The sequence below is a fragment of the Dokdonia sp. Asnod1-B02 genome (assembly GCF_045063955.1).
Lineage (GTDB): Bacteria > Bacteroidota > Bacteroidia > Flavobacteriales > Flavobacteriaceae > Dokdonia.
On the sequence record NZ_JBEFNW010000002.1, the window covers coordinates 1,811,953 to 1,829,472 of the forward strand.

Annotated in this window: 15 protein-coding genes; 8 read left to right on the forward strand and 7 right to left on the reverse strand. The window is 35.8% G+C overall.

From position 1 onward, the window contains the following. Window positions 1–44 precede the first annotated feature (44 nt). The gene (locus ACJJVU_RS08300) at window positions 45–557 is read left to right on the forward strand and encodes an adenine phosphoribosyltransferase (protein ID WP_405224093.1); all 513 of its coding nucleotides are present in this window, start codon (window positions 45–47) and stop codon (window positions 555–557) included. On the opposite strand, the gene ACJJVU_RS08305 is transcribed toward ACJJVU_RS08300, so the two are convergent. From ACJJVU_RS08305 to ACJJVU_RS08315, 3 genes are read right to left on the reverse strand one after another with little or no spacing between them, the layout of a single operon-like run. Beyond that, window positions 554–2,848, reverse strand: a complete 2,295-nt coding sequence (locus ACJJVU_RS08305; protein ID WP_405224096.1) for a TonB-dependent receptor domain-containing protein — start codon at window positions 2,846–2,848, stop codon at window positions 554–556. The genes ACJJVU_RS08300 and ACJJVU_RS08305 overlap by 4 nt on opposite strands. Further along, complete coding sequence (locus tag ACJJVU_RS08310; RefSeq protein WP_405224099.1) at window positions 2,841–3,740, reverse strand: FecR family protein; 900 nt, start codon at window positions 3,738–3,740, stop codon at window positions 2,841–2,843. The genes ACJJVU_RS08305 and ACJJVU_RS08310 overlap by 8 nt, the downstream gene beginning before the upstream one ends. A 39-nt stretch (window positions 3,741–3,779) precedes the next feature. Then, window positions 3,780–4,298: an RNA polymerase sigma factor gene (locus tag ACJJVU_RS08315; RefSeq protein WP_405224102.1), complete on the reverse strand. Its 519-nt coding sequence runs from the start codon at window positions 4,296–4,298 to the stop codon at window positions 3,780–3,782. A 94-nt stretch (window positions 4,299–4,392) separates the two neighbouring features. Here ACJJVU_RS08315 and ACJJVU_RS08320 point away from each other — a divergent pair, with 94 nt between their 5' ends. Further along, the gene (locus ACJJVU_RS08320) at window positions 4,393–6,396 is read left to right on the forward strand and encodes a LamG domain-containing protein (protein ID WP_405224105.1); all 2,004 of its coding nucleotides are present in this window, start codon (window positions 4,393–4,395) and stop codon (window positions 6,394–6,396) included. A gap of 172 nt (window positions 6,397–6,568) precedes the next feature. Here ACJJVU_RS08320 and ACJJVU_RS08325 read toward each other — a convergent pair whose 3' ends face one another. Together ACJJVU_RS08325 and fahA are read right to left on the reverse strand one after the other, a co-directional pair. Beyond that, window positions 6,569–7,081: a hypothetical protein gene (locus ACJJVU_RS08325; RefSeq protein ID WP_405224108.1), complete on the reverse strand. Its 513-nt coding sequence runs from the start codon at window positions 7,079–7,081 to the stop codon at window positions 6,569–6,571. A gap of 484 nt (window positions 7,082–7,565) precedes the next feature. Further along, a complete protein-coding gene (fahA, locus tag ACJJVU_RS08330; RefSeq protein ID WP_298327712.1) occupies window positions 7,566–8,858 on the reverse strand; it encodes a fumarylacetoacetase in 1,293 nt (430 codons plus the stop codon). Window positions 8,859–8,968: 110 nt separating this feature from the next. Between fahA and glyA the strand changes: the two genes are divergently transcribed. Then, window positions 8,969–10,243 carry a serine hydroxymethyltransferase gene (glyA, locus tag ACJJVU_RS08335; RefSeq protein ID WP_405224112.1) on the forward strand — a complete coding sequence of 425 codons (1,275 nt, stop codon included), beginning with the start codon at window positions 8,969–8,971 and terminating at the stop codon, window positions 10,241–10,243. Between the two features lie 354 nt (window positions 10,244–10,597). Continuing rightward, on the forward strand, window positions 10,598–10,984 hold the full coding sequence (locus ACJJVU_RS08340; RefSeq protein ID WP_405224115.1) for a hypothetical protein: 387 nt from the start codon (window positions 10,598–10,600) through the stop codon (window positions 10,982–10,984). A 61-nt stretch (window positions 10,985–11,045) separates the two neighbouring features. Here ACJJVU_RS08340 and ACJJVU_RS08345 read toward each other — a convergent pair whose 3' ends face one another. Next, window positions 11,046–11,558 (reverse strand): OmpH family outer membrane protein, encoded by a 513-nt coding sequence (locus ACJJVU_RS08345; protein ID WP_298327722.1) that lies wholly within the window; start codon window positions 11,556–11,558, stop codon window positions 11,046–11,048. A gap of 80 nt (window positions 11,559–11,638) precedes the next feature. Then, entirely contained in the window at window positions 11,639–11,881 is a 243-nt protein-coding gene (locus tag ACJJVU_RS08350; RefSeq protein WP_339849601.1) for a hypothetical protein, read from the reverse strand. Window positions 11,882–12,013: 132 nt separating this feature from the next. Here ACJJVU_RS08350 and ACJJVU_RS08355 point away from each other — a divergent pair, with 132 nt between their 5' ends. Genes ACJJVU_RS08355 through ACJJVU_RS08370 form a run of 4 tightly spaced genes read left to right on the forward strand, consistent with a single transcriptional unit; the run spans window position 12,014 to window position 17,190 of the window. Then, the gene (locus tag ACJJVU_RS08355) at window positions 12,014–13,957 is read left to right on the forward strand and encodes a peptidylprolyl isomerase (RefSeq protein WP_405224119.1); all 1,944 of its coding nucleotides are present in this window, start codon (window positions 12,014–12,016) and stop codon (window positions 13,955–13,957) included. Next, window positions 13,947–14,816 carry a peptidyl-prolyl cis-trans isomerase gene (locus ACJJVU_RS08360; RefSeq protein WP_405224122.1) on the forward strand — a complete coding sequence of 290 codons (870 nt, stop codon included), beginning with the start codon at window positions 13,947–13,949 and terminating at the stop codon, window positions 14,814–14,816. The genes ACJJVU_RS08355 and ACJJVU_RS08360 overlap by 11 nt, the downstream gene beginning before the upstream one ends. Continuing rightward, window positions 14,800–16,227, forward strand: a complete 1,428-nt coding sequence (locus tag ACJJVU_RS08365; protein WP_405224125.1) for a peptidylprolyl isomerase — start codon at window positions 14,800–14,802, stop codon at window positions 16,225–16,227. Before ACJJVU_RS08360 ends, ACJJVU_RS08365 begins: the two co-directional genes overlap by 17 nt. A gap of 9 nt (window positions 16,228–16,236) precedes the next feature. Beyond that, window positions 16,237–17,190 (forward strand): MoxR family ATPase, encoded by a 954-nt coding sequence (locus tag ACJJVU_RS08370; RefSeq protein WP_298327737.1) that lies wholly within the window; start codon window positions 16,237–16,239, stop codon window positions 17,188–17,190. The last annotated feature ends 330 nt before the right edge of the window (window positions 17,191–17,520 follow it).

Sequence of the window (17,520 nt, forward strand, 5' to 3'; positions counted from 1 at the left end):
ATAGCGGTCTCAAAGGATTTAATCCAAAATGGTAACTTTACTAGATGCAAATTTCAGATTACATAAGAGATATTGAAGATTTTCCTAAAGAAGGAATTACTTTTAAAGACATTACTCCATTGTTGGGTGATGCAAACGCTTTCGCGAAAGCGGAAGAGATTTTATATACACTCGTTCCAGAGACTAATATTGATATTGTAGTGGGAATAGAGGCTAGAGGTTTCTTCTTTGGTACGTTGCTCGCCAAAAGACTAAACGCTGGATTTGTGCCCGTTAGAAAGCCTAATAAATTACCCTCCGAAAGGATATCACAGGAGTACGCTCTAGAATACGGTACAGATATTCTAGAGATGCACAATGATGCTATCAAACCTGGAGATAAAGTATTACTGCATGATGATGTCTTAGCAACAGGAGGAACGGCTGCTGCTGTGGTAGCTCTTATTGAGCAACTAGGAGGTGTGGTTGTGCAATGTAATTTTCTTATCGAGCTAGACTTCTTAAAGGGTAGAGATAAACTAGTTGGAAAGCACGTAGCCGCCGCAATTACTTACTAAAAGTTATATTGAAAACTAAGGTTTGGTGTAAATCCCAGTGATTTCACAGTCATTTGCTGCACTTCATTATCACTATTAACTAGATAATAGGTGTTAAGGATATTGTCGTTATTAATTATATTCCAGATAGATGCGCCTATTTGAGCATCATTTTTAAGCATTTTGAAATTGTATATGGTAGAGATGTCAAACCTCAGAAAGCTATCTGATAATGAAGAGTTAGGTCTCTCATAAACAATCTGATTATTCTGTAGAACACTTTGATTTTGTGGGCGTGTAAATGGTGTTCCAGAGCGCCAATTAAATCCTAGCGAAAGTTTAAAACGTTCCAGACTATATGAAGTTCCGGCGCTTATAGAGTGCTTTATGTCTTTGTTATTTGGAAATCTTCGGCCTTCATTTAGTGCTTTAAAAGTATAGTTGTTTTTTGAATAGGAATAACTGAGCCAACTAGTAAAAGATTTAAACCGCTTGCTTGCAAGAAAGTCAAGCCCTGTAACATCATAAGAGCCTGAGGTATTTGTAAACTGAAATTGATTCTGAAAGCCCTGGCTTCTTGAGGAGATTCCTGCAACATCTTTTACATATCCCTCCATACTAAATAACCATTTATTTCTAGTGTAATCTAGGCTTACAGATGCTTGCTTGCTTCTTAATATAGGTAAGTTATCGTCATTTGCCGCGACCCATCTTCTTCGTTCAAGTCCTAAAAAATCATTGGGCTGATCTATAATTTGAAAAATTGATTGGTTTTTAAACTCACCAAGAGCGCTTATCTTAAAGTAATTCAAAAACCGCTGACTAAAACGTAGTCTAGGTTCTACAATAAGCTTTTTAAAACGCTCTAGATAGCTTGCTCTTGAGCCCACAGTAAATTGTGTGGTATTCTTATTTGAGAGGAAAGAAAGTTCTGTAAATAGCGCTTGAGTGCGAGTAACATTTTTTTCATTTCTAAAAAATTGTGGATTATTAGTTTGTGCGAGGTTTCTAGTGCCGACCTCTGTAAATTGATATCCATTTTCCCATTTAAAATTATCGCTTAGCTTTAACTGTGTGTTTAATGTAAGACTTAAGTCAAGAACTTCGTTTTCTTGGTCAAGTTGCTGGTTATTTTCTATATTAAAATTACGTGCCCTTAGGTTATAGTTTGAGGCATATAAATCAAGATCAGTTTTAAATTGTGAATTCCACTGTCTTGCATATTTAATCTTTAAACCACGGTTTCCTTGGTTAATACCACTGCGTGCAAAGACTCCTGTTGCCGTAGTATTTTCGTCATATTCTAACTTGTTAAACAGCGTGGTCGCACTTACACTTAGGTAATCGTGATCGCTTATGTTATAGATGTACTTTGCACTAATATCATAAAAGAAGAAATTAATATTTGATGCAGAGACGGGAAGATTTCCGCTCATTTCTAAATCTGTATCTTGAAAAATACGATTAGTATAACTGCGGTATGTAGGCGTATCAGTTATATCTGTATGAGATCTTCTAGCAGATAGGAGTAATGTAGCTTTTTTAGTGAGCGGTAGTCTTGCAAACCCTTTAACATGCAGTAAATTTGCACTTATGCTTCCGCTTTTTTTATTAGAAAGGCTGTCTTCTAATCCTATTTTGAGTACTCCAGAAACACCATCGCCATATCTTGCACTTGTGCCATTTTTTATGACTTCTACACGTTTAGTCAAATATGGATTAAAAGCAGATATGAGGCCGAAAAAATGTCCAGATTGATACATTTTGATTCCATCCCAAAGTATCAGGTTTTGATCGTTTGTTCCTCCACGTATATTTAGATCAGATACGGTCTCATCTGTGCTTATAATTCCTGGCAGTGCTTGGACTGTTTGTAGTACATCTGGCTCTATGACTCCTGGGAGAATACCAAATTGCTTTGGAGCTATAATGGTAACACCAGAGCTAGATTTAGATATTCCAGAAGTAAGGAGGGAAGCAATGTAAATATTATCGAGTTCTTGAATTTCGCTAGAAAGATTGAGATCTCTTAAAGCTATAAAACGATTATTAAGTTTATCAAAATCAAAGCCTGTATAGTTTGTGATAAAAAGGAGCGCATCATCAAGAGTTTTATCGTTTGAAATTCGTGGTATTTTAATGGAGGAAACGAGTTCATCTACATATGAAAATCTCACATCATACTTTGTCTCGATGCTTTTTAAAACAGCAACCAGAGGTATTCTCTCGCTATTATTCTCTTGAGATCTTACATCAGAAAAAAATAAAAAGAATATTACAGGAAAAAGTATTGAGAAAACTTTTTTAATCACGAGCTAAAGTTACCTTATTTTCCTCTTTGGTATAGGTTAAATTAAAAGGTAGACTTATAGATTTGAGAGCAATATCTATATTGTCGTGTGTAAATGTTCCAGTGTAAAGCTCTTGAGCAAATACTTCATCTACATCAACATGTACTTGATATTGTCTTTCTAATTCTGCAATTACTTCTTTTAAAGGAGTTTTTTCAAAGGAGCTTTCATTGTGAGTCCAAGAAGGTGATTTTGGAGTACTCGTGCTTGCAGTACCTGTTATAAGTACGCTTTCGCGAAAGCGGTCTCCAGCTTTTAATATTACTTCTTGTGCCGCTGTTGTTACTTTTACAGAACCTTCATAACATACCACGTCAAAGTATTCATCTCTATTTTTGATGTTAAACTGCGTGCCTAATACCGTTACCGTTCCATTTCTAGTTTGAACATTAAATGTAGTTCCCTTTGCCACTTTAAAATAGGCTTCTCCTTCTAGAGATACATTGCGCTGAGCCTCCCAAGTATCTTCATCATAAGAAATAGAAGACATTGCGTTGAGCATCACTGTTGAGTTATCGGGTAATGTGATGGTTTCTTTTTGAGCAATTTGTGTGTAATGGTTGGTACTAGTAGATCTCAGTGATACCGCATAGTAAACCCCTATAAATAGGACAAGTATTGCTGCGATACGTAAAAAAGGTTTTAGCGAAATCACTTTAGATTTCTTAGTATTTATACGTGCATGCAACGCCTCAAGTTGCTCATCTACATGATAAGTAGGAATCTCTAGATGTTTGATGGTGTCAGAAATACGCGTGTATTGATCGTATTCTTCAAGATTTTTAAATGCTTGAAGCTCACTCTCGGTAAGCTCATTATCGAGCCATTTACGTATTAATTGTTCTTTTTCCATAGCGTTACTATATATGTAACAAGGTTGTTGTTTTTTTTCCTACCTGAGCTCTGTGATTTCTACTTTTAATTTTTTTAAAGCTCCATAAATTCTTTTTTCTACTGCCTTTGTAGATATACCTAAGAGCGCTGCGATTTCTTTGTGTTTTTTTCCTTCTACGCGGTTAAGTAAGAAAGCTGTACGCTGCGCCTCTGTGAGATTTGCAATCGCTCGTTCAAGTTTTTGTTGGTACTCTTGTTCTTCAAGTACAAATTCTGGAGTCTCATTGGTATAACCTTTAGGGGTATTCTTTTTAAATTTTAATACTACCTTCTGGTGTGCGTATGCATTAAGTGTGAGATTGTTTGCTATGGTAAATAGATAGCTTTTTGCTTTTTCTTCAGAAACTTTTGCGCAGTTTTCCCAGAGCTTGATAAATGCCTCTTGTACTTTATCTTCGGGGTTATATTCGTTTCCAAATTTGTAATAAAGAAAATTAAAGAGATTTTTAGAATGCGCTTTAAAGACTCTATTATATATAGTCTCATGGCAAACATCTTTGTTATCTTCTTTCTTCATTGAGTGCAATAATAGAGAAATGTAAATAATAACTTAAAAGGGGTAGGAGTTTTTTCTTTAAAGTTGTTTTATTATTGCAGTACGTTAAAAAAATATGCAAACCATATCATCCTCATTTTTAAGACATTTACAGCGACTATTGTTGCTGGCACTATTGTGTACGACAATAGGTTGTCAAGATGATCTTATCGAGGAAAACTCAATTCAAGGAGGGATAGAGGATAACGCCAGCGCACAGTTAATGCAATTAATGTACAATGTTGCTCTTAATGATGGGTCTCATGATGATATTATTGATAGAGCATCTTGCTTAGAACTTGTACTACCAGTTACTGTCACTATAAATAATGCAGATATTGTAGTAAACCACACGGACGATTTTGAAACGGTAGCAGCTCACTTTGAGCAACAAGGAAATGCAGATGATTACACCATTGATTTTCCTATCACAGTGATAACGTCTACACATGAGCAGGTTGTGGTTGCATCACAGTCAGACTTCAATGAACTTGTAGAAACTTGTGGACAAACTACCCAAAATGACCCAGATATAGAATGTGTCGATTTTGTATATCCTTTCGGTTTTAGCACTTTTGATCCAGTATTTACGGTCACAAATGTAGTGAGTGTACAAAGCGATAGCGAGTTACTATCATTTGTAAATACCATGCAAGAAACTAATCTTGTGGCAGCTGTAAATTTTCCTATTGTCATGAGAGCTCATGATGATACTACAGAGGAGATGTTAAGCCATAGTACGTTATCATCTGCGCTGGTAGAAGCTTCTTCGAGTTGCGAGGAAGATGACACCTATCATTTTGAGGAAGATGTATGTTTAGAGAGTGAAGTAAATGATTTTCTCATGAATTGTTACTGGCAGATAACTTCTTACAATAATGAAGATACGCTTAGTAATTATGTATTTTCTTTTGGCGCAAATAATTATCTCCTATATTTTGACGTAAATGTAATCGCAGAGGCTGGATGGAGTACTACTACAACTGCCTCTGGTGTTAGACTGAGCTTTTTTAATCTGCCTATCTTAAATTCACAAATAGGAGGTAACTGGACGGTGACACAATGTGATGAAGAGACGTTATTACTGGAGAAAGGTGATGATGTGATGACACTTCAAAGAAATTGCTTTCAAGAGCCATTAGATTGTTTTGTAAGTGCCGTACTTAACGTATGTGATAATGGCCAAGATGGAGAGGCTACTTTCGATCTTACAGAAACACTTTTAGGTTGTGACACCTCAGAAGTGGACATCGCTTACTACCGCACCCAAGAAGATGCTAGCAATCAAATAAACGCAATATCAAATCCTACTAATTATACCACAACTACAAGTCCAGAACAGTTATGGGTAAGAGCTACACTTTTAAGTGAAGCTAGTGAGTTTAAAATTATTTTTATCAATCTTACTGTAGTAGATTGTTGTAGTAATCCGCAAGATTATCTTAATGATCTTGTGATTTATATGCCTTTATCTGAGTATCCCGTAGAGCTTATAAGTGGTTATGTAAATAGTACTGCTGTAAATGAATGTGTTGTAGACAGGGATGGATCAGATCACTGCGCCATTAGTTTTAATCAGGATTCATTTACAATACCTGTTACTGGAGAAAATAGTATTGTACAAGGAGATGAGTATTCTATAAGTGTCTGGTTTAAAATGCAAAACACAAGCTCTGGAGATGTGGAAATTATATTTCAGAAGGGTACAGATGCAAGTCAAGAAGGATTTGCCTTGGGTGTGTCTACACTTAATACACCAGTGTTTTTTACAGATAATTTTGAAATTATAGATGAAGACTGGAACAACGAAGTAGATGTAGACTGGATGAATACAGACTGGCATCATCTAGCAATTACCGTAGATGCTACAAATACTGTAAAACTTTACAGAGACGGTATCTTGCGTAATGAGGTAATTAACTCCACGCTTGATATAGGGAGTACCGCATTAAATGAATATACACTTGGCCAGAATTTTCTAGGTCATGTAGATGATCTTAGAGTGTATAAAAACACACTAAATGCTACCGAAATACAACAACTTTTTGCTTTAGGAGGTGATTGTTATACTTGTCTGTAAATCTTTAAAAACAAGAATTTAAAAAAAAAGGCTAGCTGTATAGCTAACCTTTTCTTTGTTTTTTACGCTTTCGCGAAAGCGTGATACTATAAAGTTGATACCCGCGGCATGCTATTTTAGAGTGTACATCTAACATAGAGACACTTTCTACAAGTATCTTTTTCTAGTCATATTACTTAAAACGATAGCCTATACTGATTCCCGCTCTACCACTCAATTTATCTTGATTGGTTTCAAAAACGTTTCTTCCCATCCCAAAATTTGCTTGTAAAATGATTCCTTCTTTTGAAATCCACTTGTAACCTGCGCCTAAACCTAGAAGTAGATTATTATCTGTATCTGGTGTAGCATTAGGCTCAAGGATTTTGGTACTGTGAAACATTGTAAACCCTTCGACAAAGAGTCCGCTGGCATATTTCTTGCTTAAATAGCGTCTATAAAAACCGGTGATTCCGCTGTCATAATCATATGAAAAAGCTGCGCCGGAGTCATTAAAAGTGGTAAATAATGACGTCCCAAAAGAAGAGTTTTCATTAATTGTTCTTTCAAATTCTACCTCGATTGTACCTAAGGCGGTAGAGAGCCCGTTTAATTTTAATTCTGAAAAATTTGATTTTTCAAACTGTTCTTGTGCAAACATAGTAGCACAGAATAATAGTAATGATAAATTGATTAATTGCTTCATGATGAATGAATTATAAAGTTAGTTATAAATTCAAATCTATACGGTTTTCCGTCTTGAGATAGTTAAGAATTTGGTAAATAACATAATGCATAAGCTATTTAACTTTTATTTTGGCAATAAGAATATTGTAGTTATTCAAGAACTTTCTGCTATAAGAGGTGGTAGCTATACTTGCTTGTCGGGTTTTCAGTACTAGATATAAAACAAAGAAAAAGGCTAGCTGTGTAGCTAACCTTTTCTTTGTTTTTTACGCTTTCGCGAAAGCGTGATACTATAATTTAGAGCAATCTTGCTCTTCTTTTCTTTCTAAAGTCTCTCACGAAATACCATGTGGCACAACTTAAGATGATAACTATACTTAAAAGGTTACCAAAAATAAGTGCAAGAAGTGAATAGCCCAAGTAAAAGGCGCTAGCATAAAAGGCTACCGCTAGCAACATGACTAAGTATAATGCAATCGTTTTGATCATTTATAGACGCTTCACTATTTAGTTTTAGGCTCAAATACAGGAAGTAATTTTGTCGAAACCTCGCCAAAACCTATGCGTGGATAATCCTTTGTTTTTGAGTAACCACGTATAATTACAGTGTCATTATCTTCAATAAACTTACGATCACCACCTTCTTCAAGTTTGATAGGCTTTTCTCCTCTCCATGATAATTCGAGCATAGATCCGTAAGAATCTGGTGTTTTTCCAGAAAGTGTACCACTTCCCATCATATCTCCAGCATTTACAGGACATCCATTTACAGTATGGTGTGCAAGTTGCTGGCTCATGTTCCAGTACATATACTTAAAATTAGATTTACAAACCGTAGTTTCTTTCTTTCCTTCTGGTTGTAATGCTACTTCAAGATTGATATCAAAACTTTTCTTTCCTTCATATTGTAAGTAAGGAAGTAGTTCTTTTTTAGGCTTAGGGCTTTCAACACGGAAAGGCTCAAGTGCGTCAAGAGTTACGATCCAAGGAGAGATTGAAGAGGCAAAGTTTTTTGCAAGAAACGGTCCTAGTGGTACATATTCCCATTTTTGAATATCACGAGCACTCCAGTCATTAAAGAGTACAAGTCCAAAAATATTTTCTTCGGCATCTGCAGTGGTGATAGATTCACCTAAAATGTTTGCATCTGTAGTAATAAAAGCCATCTCTAGCTCAAAATCTACAAGTCTTGATGGGCCAAATATAGGTTCTGTTGCTCCGTTAGGTAATTTCTGACCGTTAGGACGGTGTACCGGAATTCCTGATGGTATTACAGAAGAACTTCTACCGTGATAAGCAACAGGTAAGTGCAGCCAGTTAGGCATCAAAGCATTCTCCTCACCGCGGAACATTGTTCCTACGTTTGTAGCATGTTCTATACTTGAGTAGAAGTCTGTATAATCACCTATTTGTACAGGTAATTGCATCTCAACTTCTTCCATTTTAAAAATTACAACATCACGATCTTTCTGATTACCACGTAAGGAATCGTTAGTTTCTTCAAAAATTTCGGCAATACGGTTACGTACTAGTCTCCACGTTTTACGACCATCTGCAATAAAATCATTGAGCGTGTCTTGTAAAAAGATATCATCTGTAAGTGGGATACCTTCAAAGTAACCTAACTGGTGTAAAGCACCAAGATCTATTGCATAATCTCCTATACGCGTCCCTATTGTAATAACGTCATCACGCGTTAAGAATACACCAAAAGGAATATTCTGTATTGGGAAATCTGTATTTTTTGGCGTTTCGAGCCAAGTTTTTCTAGAGGGATCGTTAGCAGATAGTGGCATTGTCTATATTTTGATAAGTTGTTTGTAATTCTCTCTTCAAATATAGGATTTATAGCATTCTTAAAAAGTCTTTGTAGTATTTTTGTATCACTTTAACAAACAATTTTACTATGCAACGTGATACTGCCATTTTTGACCTAATCCAAGAAGAAAAAGAACGCCAATTAAACGGACTTGAACTTATTGCTTCAGAGAACTTTGTAAGTGACCAAGTAATGGAAGCTGCAGGTTCTGTGTTAACTAACAAATATGCCGAAGGATACCCGGGAAAAAGATATTACGGTGGTTGTGAAGTAGTAGACGAGGTGGAGACACTTGCTATAGAGCGCGCAAAGGAACTCTTTGGAGCGGAATATGCAAACGTACAACCACACTCTGGATCACAAGCAAACACAGCCGTGTTTCATGCTTGTTTAAAGCCAGGAGATAAATTTTTAGGTTTTGATCTTGCACATGGTGGTCACCTTACTCATGGATCTCCAGTAAACTTTTCTGGACGTTTATACAATCCAGTTTTTTATGGAGTAGAGAAGGAGACAGGACTACTTAATTATGATAAAATTCAAGAGATAGCAACAAAGGAACAGCCTAAGATGATTATAGCTGGAGCTTCTGCATACTCTCGAGAGATAGATTATAAACGCTTTCGTGAGATTGCAGACTCAGTAGGAGCAATCCTTCTAGCAGATGTTGCTCACCCAGCAGGGCTTATTGCAAAAGGAATCATTGCAGATCCTATCCCACACTGTCACGTGGTAACTACTACGACGCATAAAACGTTAAGAGGACCTCGCGGCGGAATGATCATGATGGGCAAGGATTTTGAAAATCCTTTTGGAATCAAATTAAAGAATGGAAATCTAAGAATGATGTCTTCATTATTAGATAGCGGTATTTTTCCAGGAAACCAGGGAGGACCATTAATGCATGTGATAGGAGCAAAGGCAATCGCCTTTGGAGAAGCACTTACAGATGAGTTTTTACATTATATGGTGCAGGTTAAGAAAAATGCGACAATGCTCGCAGATGCACTTGTACTTAAAGGTTATGATATTATCTCTGGAGGTACAGATAACCACATGATGCTTATAGACCTGCGCAATAAAAATGTAACAGGTAAAGCAGCCGAAGAAGCACTAGGAAAAGCAGATATTACGGTAAATAAAAACATGGTACCATTTGATGATAAGTCACCATTTGTTACTTCTGGAATACGTATAGGTACAGCTGCAGTGACCACTCGTGGTCTTGTAGAAGGTGATATGCATGAGATTGCAAACTTTATAGATAAAGCAATACAGCATCACGATAATGATGAAGTACTTGCAAACGTTGCAGCAAGTGTAAACGAGATGATGGGGCACAGACCATTGTTTAAAGCATAACACTTGTCACTTTAAAATATAAAAGCCCGCTATATGCGGGCTTTTATATTTTATAATAGTTTCTTACAGCATGTTATACTGCAGTGATGTTATTAAGGTTTCAGTACGAGTTTTATTATCACAAGTAGAGCGATAAACCCCATGAAACCTACCAGCACCCACTTACTTCCTTTGTATTGCTTTTTGTGAAGGGATAAATCCTTTCTATAACTCCATACCATAAGAAGTATGAAAGCCACAATAAAAAAAACAACAAATATAATCTGACCAGTGCTAAACATTTAAAGTATTTTAGGAGTTGTAAAAATACGACTGAGTACGCTTTCGCGAAAGCGTAACAAAACAAAATCCTTTATGAAAAATAAAATAGCCGCCGTAACATTATTTCATGACACTTATGGTCTTGATCGAAAAGATAAACCTACTGCAAATCTCCCGCTATCGAAAAATGAGCTACGCTTTAACCTCATGAAAGAGGAAAATGAAGAATACCTAGAAGCTGCAAACGCTGGTGACCTAGTAGAGGTGGCAGATGCCCTAGGGGATTTGCTTTACATATTATGTGGAACGATCATCGAGCATGGGATGCAAGATAAAATCGAGGAGGTCTTTAATGAAATACAGCGTTCTAATATGAGTAAACTAGGAGCAGATGGTAAGCCTATCTATCGTGAAGATGGAAAAGTGCTTAAGGGGCCTAATTATTTTAAGCCAGACATTAAGAGTATACTTGACAAGTAATCACATAAAAAAGCCGCTTCTATCTAGTAGAAGCGGCTTTTTTATAAAATATAGTGGAAGATTACTCTTCTACTGTGATTCCTAGTTTTGCAAGAACAGCCATTGTAATATCTGCTGCAGGGTCTGCATATGCAAAGTTGTTATTGTTACCTATAGTAAGAATGTGAGAGTAACCTTGTTCTTTTGCTACTACAGTTACCATTTCTCCTATTTTCTTGTAAAGTGGTTGTACAACTTCAGATTGCTTTAATTGTAAAAGCTGTGCACCATTCTGACGAAATTTTGAGATATCTTCTTCAAGAGCAATGATTTCTCCTTGTTTTGTTTTCTTGTCTGCATCTGTAAAAGTTGCTTGACCGCTTTGGTATAATTTTACCTTAGCCTCATAGTCTTGAATCTTTGCTTTCATTTGCGTTTCAAGATCAAGATTGTAAGCTTTTACTTTTTCATTTGCTCCTGTAAGCTCAGGCATTTTTGTTAGGATAAAGTCGGCATCTACAGTTCCTACTTTGCTTTGAGCAAAAGCTGTTGCTGTAAATAGCACTACAAACATTCCAAGTACGATTTTTTTCATTGTATAGTATTTATTAAGATTATCATTTGCGCGTGCAAATATATGTGATAGAAGACAATATCTGTGCCAAGTGGTAAGTTTTAAGTAAATAGCTGCCCGCGGTGAGGCTTAAGCGCATCTCTTACGGGCTTCATCGCCTCTCTATCTACAACTAAAAATGCAATGCTGTGATCTTCTGTAACTTGTTGAGTGCCTGTTATAGGCGTATTTAATACCTGTGCAGCTGCATACTCTTTTAAGTGAATCTCGTGATGTAATGCAATTTTATGTGCGTCTGGACCTCTAAAATCCCAGATTAGTTTAAGTCGTTCTTCTGTAGACATAATATGATTTAATTTCTAGCAAAAATATAGCATATATTTTCTACCTAGCTCAGTGGGTACTAAATATTCTATAATCTCGTTGCTATGGTACAACAGTTCATAATACTTATTTTTGCACATACTTAATACACTATGAAGCACCTTTTTTTATTGCTTATTTTCCTTTTTGGATTTTCGTTTGCTCACGCTCAAAAAGATATTCTTCTTACAATAAATAATGAAGTTATTAATAGTGAAGAGTTTACGAGGGTTTATGAGAAAAATAGCGAACTCATAAAAGAAGATGAGTCTAATGCTCCAGAAGATTATTTAGAGCTTTTTATAGATTACAAACTTAAAGTCCAAGAAGCCTACAGATTGGGACTTAATAATAAAAAGTCTTATCAAGATGAATTATCTGCTTATCGTGCACAACTTGCAAAAAGCTATCTCAACGACGTTAAGGTAACAGAAGAGCTTGTGAAAGAAGCTTATGATAGAACTGTAAATGAGCTTAATGCACGTCACATTCTTGTGCGAGTAAGCCCTGATGCTTCACCTAATGATACATTAATGGCGTACCGAAGCATTGCTCAAGCGAGGGAACGTATAATTAATGGTGAAAACTTTGAAAAAGTAGCAAGAGCGATAAGTGAAGATCCATCTGCCAAAAAGAACGGAGGTAACCTAGGATGGTTTAAAGCCTTTAAAATGGTATATCCATTTGAGAATGCTGCCTATAATACCGCAATTAATGAGGTTTCTAAGCCTTTTAGAACAAGTTTTGGATATCATGTCGTTCAGCCTATTGCCGCTCGCAAATCAAAGGGGAAAGTACAAGTTGCCCACATTATGGTTGCTTTAAATCAAAGTGATAGTACTATTATCCCAGAGGAAAGAATTAATGAGGTGTCGAAGCTATTAAGTGAAGGCGCTTCTTTTGAGACAGTAGCACTTAATTATAGTGATGATAGGGCATCTTATAAAAAGGGAGGAAAACTAGAAGAGTTTGAGCAAGGGCAATTGAGTAGTGCTGCTTTTGAAAAAACAGCATTTTCACTTGAAAATATTGGTGCTATTTCGCAGCCTTTTAAAACTGAATTTGGATGGCATATTTTAAAATTGTTATCTAAAACTCCAGTGCCTACCTATATGGACGCTCGAGTTGCACTTACTAATAAAGTAACAAGAGATGTGAGAGCACAAGTAATATCAGATAAGTTAGATAATAAGTTGAGAAATAAATACAATGTAGTTCTTGACGAAGGCTTGCAGCCATACTTAGAAAGTATCTTCCCAGAGAAATATTCTGAAACTAAGATTGTTCTTAATAACGAACTAGCATTAAGTAATGTGGCATTTACTTTAGGGAAAAAGAAAGCTACATACACCTATAAAATGGTAGCCGACTATTTACTGGCGTCTTATTCACGTAAGACTTACAGATACAGAGATCAGTTTGTAAAAGAGGGAGTTCAATCTTTTGTGAGTGCTGTACTTAAAAACTATCACCTTGAGCACCTAGAAGAGGAGGATCAAGATTTTAGTGATATATTAAAAGAATACAAAGAAGGTTTATTGTTATTTGATTTACTAGAAACTAATATCTGGAAAAAAGCTCAACAAGATAGCATAGGTCTACAAGAATTTTTCTTAAGAAATAAGGAAGACTATAGAAGTGTAAAGACTTATGAGACTACAGTATGTACTACAAAAAGCAAGAGTTTAGCAAAAAAATATAGAAATAGTCTTTCTAAAGGCATTACGCCAGAAAAAGCCGTATTATCATTAAATAGTAAGAATGATACTCCTATACTATTATCTACTAGAGTTCTTACTGAAGACGAATTACCAGAAGGACAGGGCCTATCTAAAGGGGTGAGTGAATTAATAGAAGACGGAGATGACTTTATAGTTTACGACGTTACAGCCATTACAGAGGCAAAAGATCAATTACTAAAGGACATAAGAGGTGTAGTTATAAGTGACTATCAGAAAGAGTTGGAAAATAAATTTGTAAAGAATTTAAGAGAAAAAAGCACAATCACTATTAATAAAGAGGTTTTAAATAGGTTAATAACGAAATATGAGAATTAAAAACACAAGGGTCGTTGTATTTCTGCTGTTTACAGTAGTCTCGCTGTCTATGGTGAGTTGCCGCTATTTCAAGAGTGACAACACAGAAACAATAGTTGCTCGAGTGAATAATCATACATTATCACAGCGCACTATTGAAGATGTTATGTCAAAGAATGTGGTAAGTGATAGCGCTGCCTTTGTACAAAATTACATTAATACGTGGGCTACAAGTCAGCTATTGCTAGACGGAGCATTGAGAAACTTACCAAAAGAAGACCAAGATGAGTTTGAGGCGCTTGTTTCATCATACCGCAGTGATTTGTATACACGTTTTTATAAAGATGCACTTATTAACAAGCAATTAGATAGTGTCGTTTCTGATACTGAAGCGATGAAATTTTATGAAGAAAACAAAGAGAATTTCTTACTCAATGAACCACTGGTTCAGTTTAAATTTATTCAAGTAGACGAGGATTATCAAAATCTAAATAAACTTAAGTCTTATTTTACTAGTAAGGATGAAAAGGATAAATATGCCTTAGATTCATTAAAGTTTCAATACAAGAATTATTTCTTGAATGACTCAGTATGGATAAAAAGGCGTGCCGTAATTGATCAAATAAATGCGATAAACAAGGAGAATGCAAACAACTTGTTAAAAAAAACAAATTTCTTACAACTGCGAGACTCATTAGGATTATATTTGGTAGCTGTAAAAAGTACCCTTGAGCGCAACGAAAATGCCCCGTTGGAATATGTAAGACCAACGATCAATCAGATTATTAAGAATAAAAGGAAATTAGCGCTTATACAAAAGCTTGAAAAGGAGATTAAGGATGATGCTATTAAAAACAAACAATTTGAAATTTACAATTAATATAGTAGTGCTGCTTGCAGCAACACAGCTAAGTTTTGCACAAGAAACAACGGTAACTCCAGAGGTTACAACGACAACCGAAACATCAGTAGCGGTTCAAAATGATACCGTAAAAACTCCTTTTAAGAAATTCAAGGTAGATGGTGTAGCAGGTGTAGTAGGTGACTACTTGATTTTAGAAAGTGACATTGATCAAAGTCTTATCGAGATAAAGCAAAGAGGTCAAGCTGCTGCAGATATTAGTCCTTGCCAAGTGCTAGGAAGCTTGCTCGAAAATAAACTTCTTACACACCAAGCAGTTCAAGATAGTATCGTAGTACAAGATAGCCGTGTTAATTCTGAGGTAGACCAGATGGTTCAGCGTTTTGCTTCACAACTTGGTTCTGAGCAGAAGGTAGTTGAGTTTTATAGAAAAGAGAATATGGCAGACTTACGTGCCGAGTTATTTAGCATTAGAAAGAATGTTATACTTTCTGATCGCATGAACCAGAAGATAATTGAATCTGTAGATGTTACTCCAGACGAGATTAAAACATTTTTTAACAACATACCAGCAGATGAGCTTCCTACTTTTGGAGTAGAGCTAGAGATTGCACGTATCGTTATTGAACCTAAAGCTACTGAAGAAGAGCGCCAGAAAGTTATAGACCGCCTTAAAGGTTTCCGTAGAGATATTCTTGAGAATGGAAGTAGCTTTGCGACTAAAGCTGTTTTATATACAGATGATGGAGCTTCAAGACCAGATGGTGGTTTAATGGTTATAGACCGTAAAACTCCATTGGTAAAAGAATTTAGAGATGTAGCCTTTAGTTTGCAAGATGGAGAAATAAGTGAGCCATTTGAGACAGAATTTGGTTTTCACATTGTGACTGTAGAAAAAACAAAAGGAGAACGTAAAGATATTAGACACATATTAATTGTTCCAGAAATTAAAGAAGCTCAAGAAGAGGAAGCAAAAGATCTTGTAAACAAAGTGAGAAAGCGCATCATAGATGGCGAACTAACTTTTGAGGAAGCTGCCAAAGAATTTTCTGATGAGAAAGAAACAAAATTTGATGGAGGAACACTTACTAATCCTCAAACACTAGATAAGCGTTTTGAATTAGGTAGACTTGATCCGGATATTTATCCTAAAGTAAATGACCTTGCAGATGAAGAAGTATCTCTAGTTTACACAGATCAAACAAGAACTGGTACAAAACAATTTTTAATCTACACGGTAGATAACCGTCTTGAAGAGCATAAAGCAGATTACGTAAAAGATTATATCAAAATTAAAGATCTTGCACTACGTGAAAAGCAAATTGCTGCTATTGAGAAGTGGCAAAAAGAAAAGATTGTAGAAACTTACATTAAAATCAACGGTGACAATCGTGATTGCGAGTTTGTAAGTAATTGGTTAAAAAAATAAAAGATATTTATGTCTGACGTTGCGGCTATCAAGAATCTAGTAGAGAAACATAAGATTCTAAAAGCAGAAATTTCAAAAATTATTGTAGGTCAAGATAAAGTAATTGATGAGATTCTTTTATCTATATTTTCTGGAGGTCACGCTTTACTTATAGGTGTTCCTGGACTTGCAAAAACCTTGATGGTAAATACTATTGCAACGACTCTTGGACTTGATTTTAAAAGAATACAGTTTACACCAGATTTAATGCCTAGTGATATTCTAGGTTCTGAAATTCTGGATGAGTCTCGTAAGTTCAAATTTATTAAAGGACCTATATTTTCAAATATTGTTCTTGCAGATGAGATTAACCGTACACCTCCAAAAACGCAGGCTGCGCTTCTAGAAGCAATGCAAGAGCGCGTGGTGACAGTAGCTGGAGAACGATACCCATTATCGCTTCCTTACTTTGTACTGGCTACTCAAAACCCAATAGAGCAGGAGGGAACTTACCCGCTACCAGAGGCTCAGTTAGACCGTTTTATGTTTTCTATTAACCTCGATTACCCTTCGTTTCAAGAAGAGGTAGATGTGGTAAAGGCAACAACATCTGCGGCAAAACCTACGGTAAATGCATTGTTAAATGCACAAGAGATTATAGACTTTCAGCAGCTAGTGCGACGTATTCCAGTGGCAGATAATGTGATTGAATATGCCGTAAATCTCGTAAGCAAAACTCGACCTAAAACAGAGAAGGCGGCTCAGATTGTAAATGATTACATAGACTGGGGAGCTGGACCAAGAGCATCACAAAACTTAATTCTAGGAGCAAAAACACATGCTGCTGTACACGGTAAATTCTCGCCAGATATTGAGGATGTACAAAAAGTTGCTACGGGAATCCTTCGTCACAGAATGATTAAAAATTATAAGGCAGAAGCAGAAGGTTTGAGTATAGAAGATATTATCAAGAGCCTATTCTAATCCGCTTTCGCGAAAAAGTGCTGTTGTAATCTTGACAGTAAGATACCTGTTTAAGTAGTCTTTTAATCACATTAAATATACTCGCTAAGATGTGAAAATTTCTAAGCCATTAAATCCATATCGTGATTTAATGGCTTTTCTATGTCACATATATTGATTATTGAATAAAATGCTTGATTGTTAATTTTATTTCGGTTTTCATGCTTTCTAGTATTTTCTAGATAGCTTAGGTGTATGTATGTGCAATTATATTCAATAAAATCACATTTTCGCGAAAGCGGAATATTCCAATGAGGAAATTTTATAAGGGTTAAATTGTCAATTTGATAA

What these genes read in the sequence shown, in the direction of transcription:
- ACJJVU_RS08310 (WP_405224099.1), bottom strand. Translation starts at nt 3,740, where the DNA reads ATGGAAAAAGAACAATTAATACGTAAATGGCTCGATAATGAGCTTACC.
- ACJJVU_RS08315 (WP_405224102.1), bottom strand. Translation starts at nt 4,298, where the DNA reads ATGAAGAAAGAAGATAACAAAGATGTTTGCCATGAGACTATATATAAT.
- ACJJVU_RS08355 (WP_405224119.1), top strand. Translation starts at nt 12,014, where the DNA reads ATGAAGCACCTTTTTTTATTGCTTATTTTCCTTTTTGGATTTTCGTTT.
- ACJJVU_RS08300 (WP_405224093.1), top strand. Translation starts at nt 45, where the DNA reads ATGCAAATTTCAGATTACATAAGAGATATTGAAGATTTTCCTAAAGAA.
- ACJJVU_RS08325 (WP_405224108.1), bottom strand. Translation starts at nt 7,081, where the DNA reads ATGAAGCAATTAATCAATTTATCATTACTATTATTCTGTGCTACTATG.
- glyA (WP_405224112.1), top strand. Translation starts at nt 8,969, where the DNA reads ATGCAACGTGATACTGCCATTTTTGACCTAATCCAAGAAGAAAAAGAA.
- fahA (WP_298327712.1), bottom strand. Translation starts at nt 8,858, where the DNA reads ATGCCACTATCTGCTAACGATCCCTCTAGAAAAACTTGGCTCGAAACG.
- ACJJVU_RS08350 (WP_339849601.1), bottom strand. Translation starts at nt 11,881, where the DNA reads ATGTCTACAGAAGAACGACTTAAACTAATCTGGGATTTTAGAGGTCCA.
- ACJJVU_RS08360 (WP_405224122.1), top strand. Translation starts at nt 13,947, where the DNA reads ATGAGAATTAAAAACACAAGGGTCGTTGTATTTCTGCTGTTTACAGTA.
- ACJJVU_RS08345 (WP_298327722.1), bottom strand. Translation starts at nt 11,558, where the DNA reads ATGAAAAAAATCGTACTTGGAATGTTTGTAGTGCTATTTACAGCAACA.
- ACJJVU_RS08320 (WP_405224105.1), top strand. Translation starts at nt 4,393, where the DNA reads ATGCAAACCATATCATCCTCATTTTTAAGACATTTACAGCGACTATTG.
- ACJJVU_RS08340 (WP_405224115.1), top strand. Translation starts at nt 10,598, where the DNA reads ATGAAAAATAAAATAGCCGCCGTAACATTATTTCATGACACTTATGGT.
- ACJJVU_RS08370 (WP_298327737.1), top strand. Translation starts at nt 16,237, where the DNA reads ATGTCTGACGTTGCGGCTATCAAGAATCTAGTAGAGAAACATAAGATT.